Source organism: Bradyrhizobium sp. Bra78, from assembly GCF_024519855.1.
Lineage (GTDB): Bacteria > Pseudomonadota > Alphaproteobacteria > Rhizobiales > Xanthobacteraceae > Bradyrhizobium > Bradyrhizobium japonicum_G.
Genome location: NZ_JALJRE010000032.1, coordinates 1 through 609, shown reverse-complemented (window position 1 = coordinate 609; position 609 = coordinate 1). Strand labels below are relative to the sequence as shown.

The window sequence follows — 609 nt, the reverse complement described above, 5'->3', positions numbered from 1 at the left end:
GTCCCAAGCCAGGTCGCCAAGCAGCTCGCAACAATCAACAAACCAAACAGCCGAAACCGCATTCCAGCCCCCGAATGCAAGAGCGTCAGATTATTCGCAGAATGGCCAACGCAATCTGCGATCAATGATCGCCAGTCACACATCTCTGCGACCGCCCAGGCCAACTGCGCAGGATCGGACCGCCACTCAGTCGCATACTTCGGCTTGCACTCCTCCCCCAATTCCGACGGGGCCAAGCTTCGGACGATCAACAAGCCGACAGCCGGACCTTACCGGCCGACAGCCTCCAGTGTTACAAAATACTTGACCAGATGCCTGCGGCTTCGATGGAGCAGCTTCGCCCTGCTTCCGCTCCGTATCTCGCTTCTTGGCATCCTCGCGGGTCGCGACAGGCTTCTTGTCCTGGACCTTCTCGCATTCATTGTCGTCATTCACGCGATAGCCGGAGCGGCAGGCGATCTTTGAGCAAGTATCGCCATCGGCCCTGAAGCCGTGATCGCACACAAGCGGGCAGACCCGGCCCGGCCTGGCCTTGATGGCGTCGAGCGCGTCGAAGCTCGCCTGCTTGGCGTCGAGCTTCGTCCCGGCATATTTGTTGAACAGCGTCAG

At 59.8% G+C, this 609-nt stretch carries 1 pseudogene; it reads right to left on the bottom strand.

Annotation, left to right across the window (positions count from 1 at the left end):
- Positions 1-186: 186 nt before the first annotated feature.
- Positions 187-609, bottom strand: a pseudogene (locus tag OC450_RS34270) (caspase family protein); the annotation flags it as partial.